Source organism: Glycomyces dulcitolivorans (assembly GCF_003265355.1).
Classification (GTDB): domain Bacteria; phylum Actinomycetota; class Actinomycetes; order Mycobacteriales; family Micromonosporaceae; genus Glycomyces; species Glycomyces dulcitolivorans.
The window spans coordinates 1-3,637 of record NZ_QFRW01000157.1; the positions used below are offsets into that span (position 1 = coordinate 1).

Sequence of the window (3,637 nt, forward strand, 5' to 3'; positions counted from 1 at the left end):
GGCCTGGGCGGGGCCGCCCGCGGCCGCCGGGGCGGGTGCGTCGCCCGCGCCGGTTAGGCTCGCGGGCATGACGAGCGAGCAGGATTGGGACCTGGTGAAGCGGGTCGTGGAGGCGCTGCCGGAGGGCACCTGGACCTCGTACGGCGACCTGGCCGAGCTCATCGGCACGGGCCCGCGCCAGGTGGGCGCGTACATGAAGGACGGGGACGTGACGCGCGCCTACCGGGTGCTGACGGCGGGCGGCACGGTCTCGGAGGGCTTCCGCTGGGGCGACGGCCGCTCGGGGAAGGACGTCCCCGACCTCCTGCGCGAGGACGGTGTGAGGGTGAGCACCGGCGGCAGGGCCGACCGGTCGCAGCGGATGTCGGTCTACGACCTGAAGCTCCTCGCCGCGGAGCTGGACGATGCGGCACCGGAAGACACGGAAGACCGGGAATAACCCGATAAATCATGATATTTCCGGTCTAAGGGACCCCTGGCGCAAAAGTACACCAGGGGTCCGACATTCCCGCGCCGCGCGGACGCGAGCGGCGTTCGTCAGTGCAGGTCGGCGTCCGGTTCGGTCAGGCGCCAGGAGGTGAACTCGACCGTGAGCCCCGCGCGCGAGGGCGCGGCGCAGTACGGGCCGGCGGTGACCGTCGCGTCGGGGTCGAGCGGGGCGAGGCGCACCAGGCGCCACGGGTCGTCCTCCCCCGCGCGGGCGCGCACGATGACCGCGTCGTTGAAGCGGGTGGCGCGCATCGTCACCTCCCGCCCGGCCCATTCGGGGACCGGGGCGGTCGACCAGTCCGAGCGGCCGTCGGTGACGACCGCGCCGAGCTGGAGGGCGCCGTCGGCGTACTCGACGCCGGTCTTGATCCAGTGCTCGTCGTCGATGCGGACCATGAGCCCGGCCTGGTCGAACTGGGCGTCGTAGTCGGCGAGAAAAGAGACCTCGACGGCCTGGCCGCGGTCCCACTCCTCCAGAAGGGCGTGCTCGTTGTCGTGGACGAACCCGTAGGCGGTGTGCCGCCACGCGTCGCTGCCCTCGGCCGCGGTGACCCGCAGCCGCCCGCCGGCCTCCTCGGCCGCCACCGGCAGCGCCGTCCAGGCGCCGGACTTCCATGGGACTTCGATCGGTGCGTCGGTGTGCATCGGTCCGAGCCTAGCGGCGGGGCGGCTGTCACACCAGTGCTGTAGAACAGGGCCCATGGGGGAAACCACCGAAACGCTCAGGGACGAAGCCGAAGCGCTGCTGCGCGCACTCGCCGGGGAGCACGCCCGGCTGCGCGACGACCAGTGGCGCGCGATCGAAGCGCTCTGCACGGCCGGGGCGGACGAGGCAGGGCGGCGCGTGCTGCTGGTGCAGCGCACCGGGTTCGGCAAGTCCGCCGTCTACTTCACCTCCACCGCGCTGCTGCGCCGCCGCGGCGCCGGCCCCACCGTCATCGTCTCGCCGCTGCTGGCGCTCATGCGCAACCAGATCGAGGCCGCCGAGCGCGCCGGCATCCGCGCCCGCACCATCAACTCCGCGAACCCCGAGGACTGGGACGCCATCAGCGAGGCGATCGCCGAGGACGCCGTCGACGTCCTCCTCATCAGCCCCGAGCGCCTGAACAACCCCGCCTTCCGCGACTACCAGCTGCCGAAGCTCGCCGCCGGGTGCGGGATGCTCGTGGTCGACGAGGCGCACTGCATCTCCGACTGGGGCCACGACTTCCGGCCCGACTACCGGCGCATCGCCACCTTCATCGACGACCTGCCCGAGCGCGTCCCGGTCCTGGCCACCACCGCCACCGCGAACGCCCGCGTCTCCGACGACATCGCGGAGCAGCTCGACCGGCCCGGCACGCCCACCCTCGTGCTGCGCGGCACGCTCGACCGCGAGTCGCTGCACCTGGCGGTGGCCGACCTGCCCGACAACGCCCACCGCCTCGCCTGGCTCGACGAGGCCCTGCCGCGGTTCAACGGCTCCGGCATCGTCTACACGCTCACCGTCGCCGCCGCCGAGGAGGTCAGCGACTACCTCGGCAGCCGCGGCCACGCCGTCGCCTCCTACACCGGCCGCACCGACAACGCCGAGCGCCTCGCCCGCGAGGAGGACCTGCTGGGCGACCGCATCAAGGCGCTCGTGGCCACCAGCGCGCTCGGCATGGGCTTCGACAAGCCCGACCTCGGGTTCGTCGTCCACTTGGGAGCGCCGTCGTCGCCGGTGGCGTACTACCAGCAGATCGGCCGCGCCGGGCGCGCCCGCGACCGGGCCGAGGTGGTGCTGCTGCCGGGGGCCGAGGACCGCGCGATCTGGGACTACTTCGGGTCGCTGTCGTTCCCGGCCGAGGAGGCGGTGCGGCGCACGCTCGACGCGCTCGCCGCCGAGGGCCGGGCCCTGTCGACCGCGGCGCTGGAGACGCGGGTCGACCTGCGGCGCACCAGGTTGGAGATGATGCTCAAGGTCCTGGACGTGGACGGGGCGGTGCGGCGGGTCAAGGGCGGCTGGGAGGCCACGGGAATGCCGTGGACCTACGACGCCGAGCGGTACGCGAAGGTGGCGGCCGCGCGCCGTCACGAGCAGCAGCGGATGCTCGCGTACGAGGCGACCGACAAGTGCCGCCTGGAGTTCCTGCGCGCCGAGCTCGACGACGACGGAGCCGTCCCCTGTGGACGATGCGACAACTGCACCGGGACGCGCGCGGAGTCGAAGGTGTCGTCGGAGGCGGCCGAGGGCGCGGCGGCGGCGCTGTCGAAGCCGGGCGTCACCGTGGAGCCGAAGCGCATGTGGCCCACGGGGATGCAGGCGCTCGGAGTGGACGTGAAGGGGAAGATCGCCCCGGAGCTGGGGGCCGAGCCGGGGCGGGCGCTGGCGCGGCTGTCGGACATCGGCTGGGGCGGGCCGCTGCGCGCGCTCCTGTCGGACGGGGCCGACCGGGACGTGCCCGACGACGTGTTCGGCGCGGTCGTGAAGGTGCTGGCGGCGTGGGACTGGGCCGAGCGGCCCTCGGTCGTGGTCTCGACCGGGTCGCTGTCGCGCCCGCGATTGGTGAACGGGCTCGCCGAGCGGATCGCCAAGCTCGGGCGCATGGAGTACCTGGGGGCGCTGGGCAGAACACCGAGCGCGGTCTCGGGCGCTCCCCGGGCGAACTCGGCGCAGCGGCTGCACCAGGTGCTGGACGCGTTCACTGTGGACTTCGCGGTCCCGGCGGCGAGCGTGCTGCTGGTCGACGACGTGCGCGACAGCGGCTGGACGGCCACGGTGGCGGCGATGCGGCTGCGCGAGGCCGGGGCGGCGGCGGTGCACCCGCTGACGCTCGCGCTTCAGGCGTGAGTGTTCTTCAGTGACGCAAGGGATCTGGACAACCGGTCCGGGATGGACGATGATCATGGGCAGTTCATGAAACTCCTCTGTCACGAAAGCGGACCCCTATGAAAATTCGCAACATCGTCGCGGCGGCCGCCGCCGGACTCGCGCTCGCCGCGGCCCCGGCGGCCGCGCAGGCCGCCGACGGCTTCCCCGTCTACTTCGACACCTATGCGACGCAGGGCGAATGCGTCTCGGTCGGGAAGCAGAAGGAGGCCTCCGGGAACGCCGACGGCTACTACTGCGACGCGACCGACGCGGGCTGGGACCTCTATCTGACCTACTACGTCTGACCTCTGAACC

General features: G+C 72.8%; 4 protein-coding genes. 3 read left to right on the top strand and 1 reads right to left on the bottom strand.

Annotated features, from left to right (window positions below; genetic code table 11):
* The first annotated feature begins 67 nt into the window (after positions 1–67).
* The gene (locus DI269_RS13380) at positions 68–439 is read left to right on the top strand and encodes an MGMT family protein (protein ID WP_157974966.1); all 372 of its coding nucleotides are present in this window, start codon (positions 68–70) and stop codon (positions 437–439) included.
* Positions 440–537: 98 nt separating this feature from the next.
* On the opposite strand, the gene DI269_RS13385 is transcribed toward DI269_RS13380, so the two are convergent.
* Positions 538–1,134: a DUF1349 domain-containing protein gene (locus DI269_RS13385; RefSeq protein WP_112136649.1), complete on the bottom strand. Its 597-nt coding sequence runs from the start codon at positions 1,132–1,134 to the stop codon at positions 538–540.
* A gap of 55 nt (positions 1,135–1,189) precedes the next feature.
* Between DI269_RS13385 and DI269_RS13390 the strand changes: the two genes are divergently transcribed.
* Both DI269_RS13390 and DI269_RS13395 read left to right on the top strand, forming a co-directional pair.
* The gene (locus DI269_RS13390; RefSeq protein WP_112136651.1) at positions 1,190–3,301 is read left to right on the top strand and encodes a RecQ family ATP-dependent DNA helicase; all 2,112 of its coding nucleotides are present in this window, start codon (positions 1,190–1,192) and stop codon (positions 3,299–3,301) included.
* Positions 3,302–3,399: 98 nt separating this feature from the next.
* Positions 3,400–3,627 carry a hypothetical protein gene (locus DI269_RS13395; RefSeq protein ID WP_112136653.1) on the top strand — a complete coding sequence of 76 codons (228 nt, stop codon included), beginning with the start codon at positions 3,400–3,402 and terminating at the stop codon, positions 3,625–3,627.
* The last annotated feature ends 10 nt before the right edge of the window (positions 3,628–3,637 follow it).